The organism is Streptomyces sp. NPDC051907 (assembly GCF_040681075.1).
In the GTDB taxonomy this organism is placed as follows: Bacteria; Actinomycetota; Actinomycetes; order Streptomycetales; family Streptomycetaceae; genus Streptomyces.
Genome location: NZ_JBFAYB010000085.1, coordinates 23,171 through 37,947, shown reverse-complemented (window position 1 = coordinate 37,947; position 14,777 = coordinate 23,171). Strand labels below are relative to the sequence as shown.

The following is a 14,777-nucleotide window of genomic DNA, read 5'->3' as shown; positions in this document are numbered from 1 at the left end:
CTTTCGCCGTCCCGCCGCAGTTCCCAGCGCTCCAGGAATTCCGAGGCCAGGCCGGGCAGATCGGTGATCCACTTCCTCCCCTCCTCGCCGCTGCTCTCAAACGCCGGCGGGCTGGATGTGCGCGCCGGGGCCTGATGTGCGCCCCGCGCCCCCCATCGGGGGCGCGGGGCGGATGGGGCTCAGTCGCCGGCAAGATCCGACTGCATCGGTGGCGCCGGCAGCGTGTGGAGCGTGTCGTCCAGGAGCAGCCAGCGGGTGATGCCGATCGACTCAAGGAACGGCATGTCGTGGCTGGCCACGATCAGTGCTCCCTCGTACGCGTCGAGCGCCGCCGTCAGCTTCCGGACGCTCGCCATGTCCAGGTTGTTCGTCGGCTCGTCGAGCATCAGCAGCTGGGGCGCCGGCTCGGCGAGGAGGAGGGCGGCGAGGGCCGCGCGGAAGCGTTCGCCGCCCGAGAGCGTGCCGGCGAGTTGGTCGGCGCGTGCGCCCCGGAAGAGGAAGCGGGCGAGCCGCGCCCTGATCCGGTTGTTCGTCGCCTCCGGCGCGAACCGCGCCACGTTCTCCACCACGCTCAGATCGTCGTCCAGGACGTCGAGCCGCTGCGGCAGGAAGCGCAGCGGCACCTCGGCCGTCGCCTCGCCCGCCACGGGGTCGAGCTCGCCGCTGATCGTGCGCAGCAGCGTCGTCTTGCCCGCGCCGTTGCGCCCGATCAGCGCGATCCGCTCGGGGCCGCGGATCTCGAACTCGCCCTTCACCTCGGGCCCGTACTTCATGCGCAGCCCGCTCAGCCGCAGCACGGCCCGGCCCGGATGGACCTTGGTGAAGGGCAGCTCGACACGGATCTCGTCGTCGTCGCGCACCGCCTCCGCCGCCTCGTCCAGCCGCTCCTTCGCCTCGGCGAGCTTCTCGGTGTGCATGATGCGGTGCTTGCCCGCCGACTCCTGGGCCGCACGCTTGCGCGCGCCCATGACGATCTTCGGCTCGCGCTTGGAGTCCCACATCTTCTGGCCGTACCGTTTGCGGCGGGCCAATTTGACCTGGGCGTCCTCCAGTTCGCGCTTCTGCCGCTGCACGTCGGCCTCCGCGACGCGCACCATGCGCTCCGCGGCCTCCTGTTCGACGGCGAGCGCGTCCTCGTACGCGGAGTAGCCGCCGCCGTACCATCGGACCTCCCCGTCGCGTAGATCGGCGATCTGGTCGACCAGCTCCAGCAGTTCACGGTCGTGGCTGACCACGACCAGCACGCCGGACCAGGCGGAGACGGTGTCGTACAGCCGCCTGCGGGCGTACAGATCGAGGTTGTTGGTCGGCTCGTCGAGCAGCAGCACCTCGGGCCTGGCGAGCAGCAGCGCGGCCAGCCGGAGCAGCACGCCCTCGCCGCCGGACACCTCGCCGATGGTGCGGTCGAGGCCGATGTGGCCGAGGCCGAGCTGGTCGAGCGTGGCGTGCGCCCGCTCCTCCACGTCCCAGTCGTCGCCGACGGCCGTGAAGTGCTCCTCGCTCGGATCGCCCGCCTCGATGGCGTGCAGCGCCTTGCGCTGTGCGGCGATGCCCAGTACCTCGTCCACGCGCAGGGCGGTGTCGAGGACCAGGTCCTGCGGCAGGTATCCGACCTCGCCCCAGGTGCGCACCGCGCCCTCGGACGGGGCGAGGTCGCCGGCCATCAGCCGCAACAGCGTTGACTTTCCGGAGCCGTTGAGGCCGATGAGCCCGGTTCGGCCTGGGCCGACCGCGAGCTGGAAGCCGTCGAAGACGCCGGTGCCGTCCGGCCAGGCGAAGGAGAGGGAGGTGCAGGTGATGTGGTGCGAGGGGAAGGTTGACATACGGGTCTCCCGGTTGCGTGGAAGGTACGAGGGCAACGGGTGGAGACACCGAGGACGCGGGCGACAGCCGGCGGCGGGGGATACAGAAGAAGGCCCCGGTCGGGCAGGACGGCATCAGACGTCGAGGTCGCACGCGAGCGCGCGCACAGACAGTGGCTGTGCGGCACGGTGTCTCAAGACCTCAGACGAGCAACGTCCTACTCCAATCGGCGACAACAGGTTCGTTGTACAACGTAGGAGGGGCCCTGAGGCCCTGTCAACGAATTAATCCGTCCTCAGCACGCGTCGCGCAGCAGCTCGGCCAGATTGTGGTCGAGGTCGAGGTAGAGGTGCTCGCGGCCGCTGGGCACCAGGCCCAGGGCGCGCTTGAGGAATCTGCGCAGCTCGCTGGTGCGGATGTGCACCATCGCGATGCCCTCGGGAGCGTGGAACTCGAGCACCGTGCGGTCGTAGCCGAACGGCCTGACGCGTACGTCTCCGACCCCGGCGGGGCCGTCCACGCCGGCGGCCAGCAGCTCACGGGAGAACGCCCAGGACACCTCCGTGCCCTCCAGCGTGGCGGGCGGCGGGAAGGCCATGCGCACGGCGAAGGGGTCCGCACGGTCGTAACGCAGAGTGGCGGGCACGGTCTCCATCTGGGGCGCCGAGGCGACCAGACGGGCCTGCACGGCCTGCTCGATGACGGTGGACAAGGCCCTTGCTCCTTCATGCGCGGATCGCCGAGGTCTCGCTGACAACGGGAGAGACGGCGGATCGAGCGCTTTCGTGCATCGGAGGGGCGAGTGACCTGCATCACTGATCGTCTGCCGCCCTCGACGTTCTCCGTATGTCCCACGTCCGTCACCCTGCGTGTCCGCGAGGTCCAGGCCGAAGACCGGGAGGAGACAGGGGCTCAGGGGAGGGACGCACGGCGCGGATCGCACCCTGGACGGGGTCCGGCCGGTGGGCTAGCTTCCAGCGCCATGACGTCCATGGGGAAGACGAGACGAGCGGTGTCGGTGGGGCTGTGCGCGGCGGCGGTCGCCGCCGTGCTGGCCGCGCCGGCGCAGGCCGCGCAGGGGAAGGGCGGGCATGACGGGGGCCGAGGCGAGGGGCCGCACTGGAGCCTGAAGGAGACCGGCGCGGAGGTGCGTTTCCGGGGGCTCGCGGCGGTCAGCCGCAAGACCGCCTGGGTCGCGGGCTCCAAGGGCACGGTGCTGCGGACGGCGGACGGCGGCCGCACCTGGCGGGACGTGTCGCCGCCGGGGGCGCGGGAGCTGGAGTTCCGCGACGTCGAGGCGTTCGACGGCCGCCGGGCCGTGGTGCTGGCCATCGGAGAGGGAGAGGCGTCCCGGGTCTTCAGGACCGAGGACGGCGGGGCGACGTGGACCGAGTCCTTCCGCAACACCGACCCGAAGGCGTTCTACGACTGCATCACCTTCTTCGACAGCCGCCACGGCCTCGCGATGAGCGACCCGGTGGACGGCAAGTACCGCATCCTGTCCACCGGCGACGGCGGCCGGACGTGGAAGGTGCTGCCGAACGACGGCATGCCGGCCGCGCTGCCCGGCGAGGCGGGCTTCGCCGCGAGCGGTCAGTGCCTGGTGAGCGCCGGGCGCAAGGACGTGTGGCTGGCCACCGGCGGGGGTTCGAGCGCGCGGGTGCTGCACTCCGCCGACCGGGGACTGACCTGGACCGTCGCCGAGTCGACCATCCCGGCCGGGGACCCGGCCCGCGGGGTGTTCGCGCTCGCCTTCCGGGACCGCGCGCACGGCATCGCGGTCGGCGGCGACTACCGCGGCGACCAGGCGTCGCCGAACGCCGGGGCGGTCAGCGCGGACGGCGGCCGCAGCTGGCGGCCGTCCACGACGCCTCCCCCCGCCTACCGCTCGGGGGTCGCCTGGCTGCCGCACAGCAGGTCGGCCGCGCTCGCGGTCGGCCCGACCGGCACGGATCTGACGGTGGACGGCGGCCGCAGCTGGCGGACCGTGGACAGCGGTTCGTACGACACCGTGGACTGCGCTCCCGACGTCGGCTGCTGGGCGTCGGGCGAGAAGGGCAGGGTCGCGCGGCTGGAGTTCTGAGGCGCGCGAGCGCTAGGAGGGCAGCTGCTGCCGGTACGGGGCGAGCTCCGGCGATGTCTTCGTCGCGATGAACTCCGTGATCCGGTACGCGCACACCTCGCCGATGACGAAGGGGTCGGTCGCGGCGATGTTCTCGATGCGCTCGCGGTCGTCCCCGACGGCCAGGATGACCCCGCCGTCACGGGGGTTCTTGCGGCCGGAGGCGATGAAGACGCCCTCCTCGTACAGCGCGTCCAGCCACTCCACATGCGCGTCGAGCAGCTCTTCCACCTGCTCGAGGGGAGCGGTGTAGGTCAATTCGAGTACGAACATGATCGCCAGGCTACGTCACGGGCCCTGCCCGCGATCCGGACTCTCCTCAGGCGCGGGACGCGCGGGTCGTAGGGTGGGCGGCACCATGAAGATCATCGAGACGCCCGCGGACTGGCCCGCCGACGAGAGCGCGGCCCTGGCCGTCCAGGACGAACTGCGCAGCCGTGTCGTGCTGGACGAGGTGGGGCCCGTCCCCGGCGCCGGCCTGGTCACGGGCGTCGACGTCGCCTACGACGACGAGCGCGACCTGGTCGCCGCGGCGGCCGTGGTGCTGGACGCCGCGACGCTCTCGGTCGTCGAGCAGGCGACCGCGGTCGGCCGGGTGGCCTTCCCCTATGTGCCGGGGCTGCTCGCCTTCCGGGAGATCCCGACGGTCATGGCCGCGCTGGAGTCCCTCTCCGCGGACCCGGGGCTGGTCGTCTGCGACGGCTACGGCCGGGCGCACCCCCGCCGCTTCGGGCTCGCCGCCCATCTCGGGGTGCTGACCGGGCTGCCGGTCGTCGGCGTCGCCAAGAACCCCTTCGTCTTCTCCTACGACGGACTCGGCCCGCGGCGCGGGGACTTCGCGCCGCTGGTCGCCGACGACGGCGAGGAGGTCGGACGGGCGCTGCGCACCCAGGACGGCGTCAAGCCGGTCTTCGTCTCCGTGGGCCACCGGGTGGACCTGGAGCGGGCGTGCGCGCACACCCTCGCGCTGGCGCCCGACTTCCGCATCCCGCAGACCACCCGAGCCGCTGACGCGCTGTGCCGCGCGGCGCTGCGGGAGGCGGTCGAGCAGGGCGGAGCATAGCCGGGCGGGTCGGGCACGAGTCCCCAACTGGCCTGCTTCTGTGCGGTATTCGGACATCTTTCCGGCGTGAGGGCCGCCACTCCATGCCACGACTGGCAATAAATTCTTCACACGCCTGACACATTCACCGCAAGAGTTTCGGATTTACGCGTCCGGCGCTGCCGCAACAGCAAGATCAATTTCGTTCAACTCTGCACTTCGCGCCTCGACATGTCCGTATAGCGGTCAACCGCCCCCCGACGACTTCGTGTCGGGGCCGCACGGGCTGTAGTCATGGGATCACGACAGCCGCATCGAGCATCACGGTCATGACCGGGCCGGAGCGCATGCCGATGACGGGCTGTCAGTGCCGCGCGCTCGCGGGCCCGTCGGCCCGAGCGCACCGAATCACTGCCACACCTGGGGGTTTCTCCATGTCTCAACTCACCCGCCGTCGCGCCCTGGGCGCCGGAGCGACGGCCCTCGTCGGCCTCGCGATCACCGGAGTCGCGCAGGCGGCCCAGCCGGGCGACGCCGACGCCGAGCCGAAGCACTGGGGCCACCACGGGGGCCCGCAGCCGTTCGACGAGACCTATCAGGGCCGCCGTATCACGGGCGCGCCCTCGCACGGCGGCGGACACCACGGGGGCGGACACCACGGCGGCTACTCCGTGCAGATCGACGGCAAGGACCTGCATGTGATGCAGAACGCCGACGGCACCTGGATCAGCGTCGTCAACCACTACGAGACGTTCGCCACGCCCCGCGCCGTGGCCCGCGCCGCCGTGGTCGAGCTCCAGGGCGCCTCCCTGGTCCCGCTCGACGTCTGAGTCCGCACCCCACCTTGAACCTGGAGCACTTCCATGACCGTACGCAAGAACCAGGCGAGCCTGACGGCCGCTGAGAAGAAGCGATTCGTCGACGCCGTGCTGGCCCTCAAGCGCAATGGCCAGTACGACGCGTTCGTCACCACCCACAACGGCTTCATCATGAGCGACACCGACACCGCGGACCGGGTCGGCCACCGCTCGCCGTCGTTCCTGCCGTGGCACCGCCGGTTCCTCATACAGTTCGAGCAGGCGCTGCAGAGCGTGGACCCCACCGTCGCCATCCCCTACTGGGACTGGACGGTCGACCGCACCGCCGCCTCCTCCCTGTGGGCCCCCGACTTCCTCGGCGGCAACGGCCGCAGCAGGGACGGCCAGGTGATGGACGGCCCGTTCGCCTCCGGCGGCGGCAACTGGCCGGTCACCATACGCGTCGACGGCCGCAGCTTCCTGCGCCGCGCCCTCGGCTCCGGCACGCGCGCTCTGCCCACCCGCGCGGAGGTCGACTCGGTCCTCGCGATGACGACCTACGACGCCGCCCCCTGGAACAGCGCCTCGGACGGCTTCCGCAACCACCTCGAAGGCTGGCGCGGCGTCAACCTCCACAACCGCGTGCACGTCTGGGTCGGCGGCCAGATGGCCACCGGCGCCTCCCCGAACGACCCGGTCTTCTGGATGCACCACGCCTTCATCGACAAGCTGTGGGCCGACTGGCAGAAGCGGCACCCCAGCTCGCCGTACCTCCCGGCCGCGGGCACGCCGAACGTCGTGGACCTGAACGACGTCATGCGCCCCTGGAACGACGTGACGCCCGCCGACATGCTCGACCACACCAAGCACTACACCTACGACGCGGCCGCCTAGCCGGCCCGCGGTCCCGGACCCCCGCGTCAGCGGGAGTCCGCGACCCTGAAGGCGATCCCGGCCGTCCGCAGCCGCTCCAGCAGCGCGTCGCCCATCGCGACGGCCGTGGTCACCTGCCCCGACGTCGGGGGCAGCGCGTCGAAGGCGAGGGCGAGCGCCGACTCGGCGAACATCTTCGCCGTCTCGTCGTACCCGGGGTCGCCGCCCGAGACCTCGGTGAACACCCGGCGGCCGCCGCCCTCGCCGACGAAGCGCACCGAGAACCAGCTCTTCGCGCGGCGCTCGGGGCTCGGCCCCCGCCCCGGCTCATAACGGGCCGTCAGCCACCGCCGGACGGCCGGGATCTGGGTCGCCGCGACCCCCGCGCCGACGGCCGCCACAGCGCCGAGCGCCATCGGGAGCCGCTTGAGCGACGCGTAGTTGCGGTAGCGGAAGTCCGGGCCGTACCGCGCGAGCGCCGCCGCCGACCGGGACACGATCCTCGGGTCCAGGGTGGGCAGCGGCAGCGCCCACGCCCCGGTCTCCCTGCTGAACCGGGGGCTGCCGATCGGAGCGCGGGCCCGGCGCCCCACCAGGCGCGGCTCGTGCAGCCGGCGGTCGCGAGCCGCGCGCAGCGTCTGCGGCCCGCGGCCCATCGCGGTGACCACGGAGGCGAGCGTTCCGCCGGAGAACATCGCATTGGAGCGGACGAAGCCGTCGACCCGCAGCGGCACGTCCTTGGGCAGCTGCTGGACGGTGAAGTACACGCCCAGGTCGTAGGGGATCGAGTCGAAGCCGCAGGCGTGCACGAGCCGCGCGCCCGTCTCGCGGGCCCGCGCGTCATGGCGCACATAGGTCAGATCGACGAACTCGGGCTCGCCGGTCAGATCCAGATAGTCCGTGCCCGCCTCCGCGCAGGCCGCGACCAGCTCCTCGCCGTACGAGACGTAGGGGCCGACCGTGGTGGCCACCACACGGGCGGACTCGGCGAGTTCGCGCAGCGCAGCCGGGTCGTCCGCGTCCGCCTGGACCAGGGGGAGCGAGGCGCACCGCGGATCGACGGCGGCGAGGCGCTCGCGCAGCCGCTCCAGCTTCTCGCGGCTGCGGCCCGCGACCGCCCAGCGGCAGTCGGCGGGGGCGTGCCGTGCGAGGTACTCCGCGGTGAGCGCCCCGACGAACCCCGTGGCCCCGAAGAGCACGATGTCGTAGGGGCGATCCGTCCCGTTCCTGCTGCTCATCGAACTCCTCCGCCGTCTGTCGCGCGCCGTTGTCGGCAGCCGAGGCTAGCGTGGGGCGCGGATGAGCGTGCGAGCAGGGAGGCGGGCATGGCCGCAGTACCGAAGGGCGTCCTGAAAAAGAGGGAAAAGGTGAGGGAGTTCGCCCTCACGCTGCCCGGCGCGGTGGAGGAGTACCCCTGGGGCGAGACCGTGATCAAGGTCAACAAGAAGATCTTCGTCTTCCTCGGGGTCGACGACGGCAGCTATCCGCCGGGCGTCGGCGTCAAGCTGAAGGACGAGTCGGTCCACGCCCACGCCCTGTCCTCGCCCGGCGCGGAGCCCTCGGGGTACGGCCTGGGCAAGGCGGGCTGGGTGTCCATCCCGCTGGCCGAGAAGGGCGCGCCCTCGGCCGAGCTGCTGTGCGACTGGGTGGAGGAGAGCTACCGGGTGATCGCCACGAAGAAGCTGATCGCGGAGCTCGACGCCGGCTGACCGGCGTGCCCGGCAGGCGCCGATCATGGTCCTCGGCGCGGCGCAGGCCGGGCGCCGGGAGCGAGCCGGCCGCGCACCCCGGTGCGCGGTTTCCACCCGTTCGGACGACCCGTGACGGGGCCGAGCGGGCGGTAGCGAGAAATCTAAGCGCTTGCTCGCCTGAAAGCCTTGTGCCGAGTGGAACGTGTTCTTACCATCGCTGGTGTTACATCAGTTGTGTCACAGTGCTGGGGGCTTGATGGCAGCGACAGGGAACGGCCCGCTCGCCGGGGTCCGCGTGGTCGAGCTGGCGGGCATCGGGCCCGGCCCGTTCGCCGCCATGCTCCTGGCGGATCTCGGCGCCGACGTCGTGCGGATCGACAGACCCGGCGGCGCGGGCCTGGCCATCGACCCCGCGTACGACCTCACCAACCGCAACAAGCGCTCGGTGCTGATCGACCTCAAGGCCGACGACGGCCCGGGCCAGGTGCTTGACCTGGTCGAACGCGCCGACATCCTGATCGAGGGCTACCGCCCCGGCGTCGCCGAGCGGCTCGGCGTGGGCCCCGAGCAGTGCCACGCGCGCAATCCGCAGCTCGTATACGGACGCATGACCGGCTGGGGCCAGGACGGGCCGCTCGCCCAGCGCGCCGGGCACGACATCGCGTACATCGCCGTCACCGGAACCCTCGGCATGATCGGCAAGGCCGACGAGCCGCCCACGGTCCCGGCCAACCTCGTCGGCGACTACGCGGGCGGCTCGCTCTACCTGGTCGTCGGCGTGCTCGCGGCGCTCCAGCACGCCCGCGGCGAGGGCGGGACCGGGCAGGTCGTGGACGCGGCGATCGTCGACGGCGCCGCCCACCTCGCCACCATGATCCACGGCATGATGGCGGCCGGCGGCTGGCAGGACCGGCGCGGGGCGAACCTGCTGGACGGCGGCTGCCCCTTCTACGGCTCCTATGAGACGGCCGACGGGCAGTACATGGCGGTCGGCGCGCTGGAGCAGCAGTTCTACAACGAGTTCATCGCTCTGCTCGGCATCGCCGACGAGGCGCCCGCCCGCAAGGACTTCGCCCGCTGGGACGAGCTGCGCGACGCCGTCGCCGCACGCTTCAAGACGAAGACCCGCCAGGAGTGGACCGCCGTCTTCGAGGGCTCGGACGCCTGTGTGGCCCCGGTGCTCTCGCTCCGGGAGGCGCCCGCCCACCCGCACCTCGCCGCTCGCGCGACCTTCGTCGAGCACGGCGGCCTCACCCAGCCGGCCCCGGCGCCCCGCTTCTCCGCCACCCCCGTCGCCGTACGCCGCCCGCCCGCCCAGCCGGGCGCGGACACCGCCGAGATCGCCCGCGACTGGGACGTGCCCGGGCTCACCAAGGAGGACGACCGTTGAAGCGCCAGATCTTCACGCCGGAGCACGACGCGTTCCGCGAGACCGTCCGCACCTTCCTCGCCAAGGAGGTCCTGCCGCACTACGAGCAGTGGGAGAAGGACGGCATCGTCAGCCGGGACGCCTGGCTGGCCGCCGGCAGGCAGGGGCTGCTGGGCCTCGCCGTCCCCGAGGAGTACGGCGGCGGCGCGGAGCCCGACTTCCGCTATAGCGCGGTGCTGGCCGAGGAGTTCACCAGGGCGGGCGCGGCCGGGCTGGCACTGGGGCTGCACAACGACATCATCGGCCCGTATCTGACCTCGCTCGCCACCGACGAGCAGAAGCGCCGCTGGCTGCCCGGCTTCTGCAGCGGCGAGATCATCACCGCCATAGCGATGACCGAGCCGGGCGCCGGCTCCGACCTCCAGGGCATCCGCACCTCGGCCGAGGACCGCGGCGACCACTGGGTGCTCAACGGCTCCAAGACCTTCATCTCCAACGGCATCCTCGCCGACCTGGTGATCGTCGTAGCGAAGACCACCCCCGAGGGCGGGGCCAGGGGGCTCTCGCTGCTCGTCGTCGAGCGGGGCATGGAGGGCTTCGAGCGCGGCCGCAACCTCGACAAGATCGGCCAGAAGTCCCAGGACACGGCGGAGCTGTTCTTCCACGACGTACGCGTCCCCAAGGAGAACCTGCTCGGCGAGCTCGACGGCGCCTTCGTCCATCTGATGACCAACCTCGCCCAGGAGCGGATGGGCATCGCGGTCGCCGGCATCGCCGCCGCCGAGCATCTGCTGGAGATCACCACCCAGTACGTCAAGGAGCGCGAGGCCTTCGGGCGGCCGCTCTCCAAGCTCCAGCACATCCGCTTCGAGATCGCGGAGATGGCGACGGAGTGCGCCGTCACCCGCACGTTCCTCGACCGCTGCATCGTGGACCACTCGGCCGGAGAGCTCGACGCCGTCCATGCCTCGATGGCCAAGTGGTGGGCCACCGAGCTCCAGAAGCGCGTGGCGGACCGCTGCCTGCAACTGCACGGCGGCTACGGCTATATGACCGAGTACCGGGTGGCCAAGGCGTTCACGGACGGCCGCATCCAGACGATCTACGGAGGCACCACCGAGATCATGAAGGAGATCATCGGCCGCTCGATCCTCTCCTGACGGCGGGGCGCCCGACGACGACCCCGGCCCGACCTCCGTAAGGCCCGGCCGCCCAGCGCGACCCCTCGCCGCGCAACCCTCACGTAACCCTCGAAAGGCTGCTGTCTTGAGTACCGAAGCGTATGTGTACGACGCGATCCGCACCCCGCGCGGGCGCGGCAAGGCCAATGGCGCTCTGCACGGCACCAAGCCCATCGACCTGGTCGTCGGGCTGATCCACGAGATCCGCAACCGGTTCCCCGGCCTCGACCCGGCCGCGATCGACGACATCGTGCTCGGCGTCGTCGGCCCGGTCGGCGACCAGGGCTCCGACATCGCCCGGATCTCCGCCATCGCCGCCGGGCTGCCCGACACCGTCGCCGGCGTCCAGGAGAACCGCTTCTGTGCCTCCGGCCTCGAGGCGGTCAACATGGCCGCGATGAAGGTCCGCTCCGGCTGGGAGGACCTGGTGCTGGCCGGCGGCGTCGAGTCGATGTCGCGGGTGCCGATGGCCTCCGACGGCGGCGCCTGGTTCGCCGACCCGATGACCAACTACGACACCGGGTTCGTGCCGCAGGGCATCGGCGCCGACCTCATCGCCACGCTCGAGGGCTACTCCCGGCGCGACGTCGACGAGTTCGCGGCGCTCTCCCAGGAGCGCGCCGCCGCGGCCTGGAAGGACGGCCGCTTCGACCGGTCCGTCGTCCCCGTCGTCGACCGCAACGGCCTGGTCGTCCTCGACCACGACGAGCACATGCGCCCCGGCACCACGGCGGACAGCCTCGCCGCGCTGAAGCCCTCGTTCGCCGGCATCGGCGAGATGGGCGGCTTCGACGCGGTGGCGCTGCAGAAGTACCACTGGGTGGAGCAGATCGACCACGTCCACCACGCGGGCAACTCCTCCGGCATCGTGGACGGCGCGGCGCTCGTCGCGATCGGCTCCAAGGCGGTGGGGGAGCGCTACGGACTGACCCCGCGCGCCCGGATCGTCTCGGTCGCGGTCTCCGGCTCCGAGCCGACGATCATGCTGACCGGCCCCGCGCCGGCCACCCGCAAGGCGCTCGGCAAGGCGGGCCTGACGATCGACGACATCGACCTGGTCGAGATCAACGAGGCGTTCGCGGGCGTCGTCCTGCGCTTCGCCAAGGACATGGGCCTGTCGCTCGACAAGATCAACGTCAACGGCGGCGCGATCGCCATGGGCCACCCGCTCGGCGCGACCGGCGCGATGATCCTCGGCACGCTGATCGACGAACTGGAGCGCCAGGACAAGCGGTACGGCCTGGCCACGCTGTGCGTGGGCGGCGGCATGGGCATCGCGACCGTGGTGGAGCGCCTGTAACGCGGTGCGTACGACGTCGAGCGCGGGACCGGCGACCATCGCCGGGCCCCCGCGCCCCCTCACCGCCGCAGACACAGCGCCCCCTCAGACTCATCTGGAGATCTCGCCATGACCACGAGCACCACCATCCGCTGGGAACAGGACGACACCGGCGTCGTCACCCTCGTCCTGGACGACCCCAACCAGTCCGCCAACACCATGAACCAGGCCTTCAAGGAGTCCATCGCGGCCGTCGCCGACCGCGCCGAGGCCGAGAAGGACTCCATCCGGGGCATCGTCTTCACCTCCGCCAAGAAGACCTTCTTCGCCGGCGGCGACCTCAAGGACATGATCAAGGCCGGCCCCGAGGACGCCGAGAGCGCCTTCGAGGCGGGCATGGCCATCAAGCGCGCGCTGCGCCGCATCGAGACCCTCGGCAAGCCCGTCGTCGCCGCCGTCAACGGCGCGGCGCTGGGCGGCGGCTACGAGATCGCCCTCGCCTGCCACCACCGCATCGCCCTCGACGCGCCCGGCTCCAAGATCGGCCTGCCCGAGGTCACCCTCGGCCTGCTCCCGGCGGGCGGCGGCGTCACCCGCACCGTACGGCTCATGGGCATCGCCGACGCGCTGCTCAAGGTCCTGCTCCAGGGCACCCAGTACAGCCCGCAGCGCGCCCTGGAGAACGGCCTCGTCCACGAGGTGGCCGCCACCCCCGAGGAGATGCTCGCCAAGGCGCGCGCCTTCATCGACGCCAACCCGGAGTCGCAGCAGCCCTGGGACGTCAAGGGCTACAAGATCCCCGGCGGCACCCCGTCCAACCCCCGCTTCGCCGCCAACCTGCCCGCCTTCCCCGCGAATCTGAAGAAGCAGACCGCCGGCGCCCCCTACCCCGCGCCGCGCAACATCCTCGCCGCGGCGGTCGAGGGCTCGCAGGTCGACTTCGAGACCGCGCAGGTCATCGAGGCGCGCTACTTCACCGAGCTGGTCACCGGTCAGATCGCCAAGAACATGATCCAGGCGTTCTTCTTCGACCTCCAGGCCGTCAACTCCGGCGCCAACCGCCCCAGCGGCGTCGAGCCGCGCACCGTGCGCAAGGTCGCCGTCCTCGGCGCGGGCATGATGGGCGCGGGCATCGCGTACTCCTGCGCCCGCGCCGGCATGGAGGTCGTCCTCAAGGACGTGACGCTGGACGCCGCCGAGAAGGGCAAGGCGTACTCCGAGAAGCTGCTCGACAAGGCGCTCTCCCGGGGCCGTACGACCGAGGCCAAGCGGGACGCGCTGCTCGCGCGCATCACGCCGACCGCCGAGCCGGCCGACCTCGCGGGCTGCGACGCGGTGATCGAGGCCGTCTTCGAGGACACCGCCCTCAAGCACAAGGTGTTCCAGGAGATCCAGAGCGTCGTCGAGCCGGACGCGCTGCTCTGCTCCAACACCTCGACCCTGCCGATCACCGCGCTCGCCGAAGGCGTCGACCGGCCGGTCGACTTCATCGGGCTGCACTTCTTCTCGCCCGTCGACAAGATGCCCCTCGTCGAGATCATCAAGGGCGAGCGCACCGGGGACGAGGCGCTGGCCCGCGCGTTCGACCTGGTCCGCCAGATCAACAAGACGCCGATCGTCGTCAACGACTCGCGCGGCTTCTTCACCTCGCGCGTCATCGGCCAGTTCATCAACGAGGGCGTCGCCATGGTCGGCGAGGGCGTCGAGCCCGCCTCCGTCGAACAGGCCGCCGCACAGGCCGGCTACCCCGCCAAGGTGCTCTCGCTGATGGACGAGCTGACCCTCACCCTGCCGCGCAAGATCCGCAACGAGACGAAGCGCGCGGTCGAGGAGGCGGGCGGCACATGGGCCGGACACCCGTCGGACGCGGTGATCGACCGGATGGTCGACGAGTTCGGCCGCCCGGGCCGCAGCGGCGGAGCGGGCTTCTACGAGTACGGCGAGGACGGCAGGCGCGCCGGCCTGTGGCCCGGTCTGCGGGAGCACTTCGCCCAGCCCGGCGTGGACGTGCCCTTCGAGGACATGAAGGAGCGGATGCTCTTCTCCGAGGCGCTGGACACGGTCCGCTGTCTGGAGGAGAACGTGCTGACGTCGGTCGCCGACGCCAACATCGGCTCCATCATGGGCATCGGCTTCCCGGCGTGGACGGGCGGCGTGCTCCAGTACATCAACGGGTACGAGGGCGGGCTCCCGGGCTTCGTGGCGCGCGCCCGCCAGCTCGCCGAGCGCTATGGCGAGCGTTTCCAGCCGCCGGCGCTGCTGGTCGAGAAGGCCGAGAGGGGCGAGGTCTTCACGGACGCGTCCTGAGCGAGGCTCAGCTGCGGTGACCGCAGGGGCGCTCGTGCCGGGCGGCGCGAGCGCCCCTGCGTCCGTTCGGGCTCACGTCCGTCGGGCTCGTGTCCGTCGGGCTACGGACGGTGGGCTGCGGACGGTGGGTGAGAGCGGGCCGAGTGGGAGAGTCCCGCGCGGCCCCGGGACGGCGGCAGCGGCTGGGATTCTTCGGGTGGCCGCGCGGGCGGTGCGGCGGGGCTGGGCCTACGGGGTCTCGTCCGCCGGGCGCGCGGAGCGCGGCCGCGCTCCGCGCGACCCGTGAGGCTCGTGCGACGTGCATGACTCCTGC

General features: G+C 71.8%; 13 protein-coding genes. 9 read left to right on the top strand and 4 right to left on the bottom strand.

The features are described from left to right. Positions 1 to 179: 179 nt before the first annotated feature. The gene (locus AB0M39_RS32120; RefSeq protein ID WP_365369965.1) at positions 180 to 1,823 is read right to left on the bottom strand and encodes an ABC-F family ATP-binding cassette domain-containing protein; all 1,644 of its coding nucleotides are present in this window, start codon (positions 1,821 to 1,823) and stop codon (positions 180 to 182) included. A 275-nt stretch (positions 1,824 to 2,098) separates the two neighbouring features. Continuing rightward, entirely contained in the window at positions 2,099 to 2,515 is a 417-nt protein-coding gene (locus AB0M39_RS32115) for an SsgA family sporulation/cell division regulator (protein WP_365369963.1), read from the bottom strand. A 270-nt stretch (positions 2,516 to 2,785) separates the two neighbouring features. Here AB0M39_RS32115 and AB0M39_RS32110 point away from each other — a divergent pair, with 270 nt between their 5' ends. Then, entirely contained in the window at positions 2,786 to 3,886 is a 1,101-nt protein-coding gene (locus AB0M39_RS32110) for an oxidoreductase (RefSeq protein WP_365369961.1), read from the top strand. Between the two features lie 12 nt (positions 3,887 to 3,898). Here the strand turns inward: AB0M39_RS32110 and AB0M39_RS32105 are convergent, their stop codons facing one another. Further along, on the bottom strand, positions 3,899 to 4,198 hold the full coding sequence (locus AB0M39_RS32105; protein WP_365369959.1) for a YciI family protein: 300 nt from the start codon (positions 4,196 to 4,198) through the stop codon (positions 3,899 to 3,901). An 85-nt stretch (positions 4,199 to 4,283) separates the two neighbouring features. Here AB0M39_RS32105 and AB0M39_RS32100 point away from each other — a divergent pair, with 85 nt between their 5' ends. The 3 genes from AB0M39_RS32100 (at position 4,284) to AB0M39_RS32090 (ending at position 6,658) form a co-directional block, all read left to right on the top strand. Continuing rightward, positions 4,284 to 4,988, top strand: a complete 705-nt coding sequence (locus AB0M39_RS32100; RefSeq protein WP_365369957.1) for an endonuclease V — start codon at positions 4,284 to 4,286, stop codon at positions 4,986 to 4,988. 413 nt (positions 4,989 to 5,401) lie between these two features. Next, on the top strand, positions 5,402 to 5,797 hold the full coding sequence (locus AB0M39_RS32095; RefSeq protein ID WP_365369955.1) for a tyrosinase cofactor: 396 nt from the start codon (positions 5,402 to 5,404) through the stop codon (positions 5,795 to 5,797). Between the two features lie 33 nt (positions 5,798 to 5,830). Next, positions 5,831 to 6,658 (top strand): tyrosinase family protein, encoded by an 828-nt coding sequence (locus tag AB0M39_RS32090; RefSeq protein ID WP_365369953.1) that lies wholly within the window; start codon positions 5,831 to 5,833, stop codon positions 6,656 to 6,658. A gap of 26 nt (positions 6,659 to 6,684) precedes the next feature. Here AB0M39_RS32090 and AB0M39_RS32085 read toward each other — a convergent pair whose 3' ends face one another. Beyond that, positions 6,685 to 7,875 (bottom strand): saccharopine dehydrogenase NADP-binding domain-containing protein, encoded by a 1,191-nt coding sequence (locus AB0M39_RS32085; RefSeq protein ID WP_365369951.1) that lies wholly within the window; start codon positions 7,873 to 7,875, stop codon positions 6,685 to 6,687. Positions 7,876 to 7,962: 87 nt separating this feature from the next. Between AB0M39_RS32085 and AB0M39_RS32080 the strand changes: the two genes are divergently transcribed. The 5 genes from AB0M39_RS32080 (at position 7,963) to AB0M39_RS32060 (ending at position 14,464) form a co-directional block, all read left to right on the top strand. Further along, positions 7,963 to 8,346 carry an MmcQ/YjbR family DNA-binding protein gene (locus tag AB0M39_RS32080; RefSeq protein WP_365369949.1) on the top strand — a complete coding sequence of 128 codons (384 nt, stop codon included), beginning with the start codon at positions 7,963 to 7,965 and terminating at the stop codon, positions 8,344 to 8,346. Positions 8,347 to 8,584: 238 nt separating this feature from the next. Then, positions 8,585 to 9,718, top strand: a complete 1,134-nt coding sequence (locus tag AB0M39_RS32075; protein WP_365369947.1) for a CaiB/BaiF CoA-transferase family protein — start codon at positions 8,585 to 8,587, stop codon at positions 9,716 to 9,718. Beyond that, a complete protein-coding gene (locus AB0M39_RS32070) occupies positions 9,715 to 10,857 on the top strand; it encodes an acyl-CoA dehydrogenase family protein (protein WP_365369945.1) in 1,143 nt (380 codons plus the stop codon). Before AB0M39_RS32075 ends, AB0M39_RS32070 begins: the two co-directional genes overlap by 4 nt. 106 nt (positions 10,858 to 10,963) lie before the next feature. After that, positions 10,964 to 12,178: an acetyl-CoA C-acetyltransferase gene (locus tag AB0M39_RS32065; protein WP_365369943.1), complete on the top strand. Its 1,215-nt coding sequence runs from the start codon at positions 10,964 to 10,966 to the stop codon at positions 12,176 to 12,178. 108 nt (positions 12,179 to 12,286) lie between these two features. After that, complete coding sequence (locus AB0M39_RS32060) at positions 12,287 to 14,464, top strand: 3-hydroxyacyl-CoA dehydrogenase NAD-binding domain-containing protein (protein ID WP_365369941.1); 2,178 nt, start codon at positions 12,287 to 12,289, stop codon at positions 14,462 to 14,464. Positions 14,465 to 14,777: the final 313 nt, after the last annotated feature.

Coding starts and splice junctions, on each gene's coding strand:
- AB0M39_RS32120 (WP_365369965.1), bottom strand. CDS start 1,823: ATGTCAACCTTCCCCTCGCACCACATCACCTGCACCTCCCTCTCCTTC.
- AB0M39_RS32110 (WP_365369961.1), top strand. CDS start 2,786: ATGACGTCCATGGGGAAGACGAGACGAGCGGTGTCGGTGGGGCTGTGC.
- AB0M39_RS32105 (WP_365369959.1), bottom strand. CDS start 4,198: ATGTTCGTACTCGAATTGACCTACACCGCTCCCCTCGAGCAGGTGGAA.
- AB0M39_RS32100 (WP_365369957.1), top strand. CDS start 4,284: ATGAAGATCATCGAGACGCCCGCGGACTGGCCCGCCGACGAGAGCGCG.
- AB0M39_RS32095 (WP_365369955.1), top strand. CDS start 5,402: ATGTCTCAACTCACCCGCCGTCGCGCCCTGGGCGCCGGAGCGACGGCC.
- AB0M39_RS32090 (WP_365369953.1), top strand. CDS start 5,831: ATGACCGTACGCAAGAACCAGGCGAGCCTGACGGCCGCTGAGAAGAAG.
- AB0M39_RS32085 (WP_365369951.1), bottom strand. CDS start 7,875: ATGAGCAGCAGGAACGGGACGGATCGCCCCTACGACATCGTGCTCTTC.
- AB0M39_RS32080 (WP_365369949.1), top strand. CDS start 7,963: ATGGCCGCAGTACCGAAGGGCGTCCTGAAAAAGAGGGAAAAGGTGAGG.
- AB0M39_RS32075 (WP_365369947.1), top strand. CDS start 8,585: ATGGCAGCGACAGGGAACGGCCCGCTCGCCGGGGTCCGCGTGGTCGAG.
- AB0M39_RS32060 (WP_365369941.1), top strand. CDS start 12,287: ATGACCACGAGCACCACCATCCGCTGGGAACAGGACGACACCGGCGTC.